A 208-nucleotide genomic window follows, 5' to 3' on the forward strand; every position below is an offset into this window, starting at 1 on the left:
ATCGGGCTATGTAATACAAAACCTCTGACCATATCCAATGGTCCACCTAAAAATACAGGTTCTGTGATCGGAGGAGTTGGTTCATGGCTGATACTCTCAGCACTTTTTAATAATTCATGAACGGTGAGTTTAACGGGGTAATTAATAATAAAACCCATTGCACCTTGTTCAACATGCTCACATAAATAGACCACTGAATTTTTAAAGT

At 37.5% G+C, this 208-nt stretch carries 1 protein-coding gene; it reads right to left on the reverse strand.

Translation table 11 applies throughout. From position 1 onward, the window contains the following. On the reverse strand, positions 1 to 208 hold a 208-nt coding region (locus tag V6255_RS19080), incomplete at both ends, for a YqgE/AlgH family protein (protein ID WP_341629495.1).

Source organism: Psychromonas arctica, from assembly GCF_038155225.1.
GTDB lineage: Bacteria > Pseudomonadota > Gammaproteobacteria > Enterobacterales > Psychromonadaceae > Psychromonas > Psychromonas arctica_B.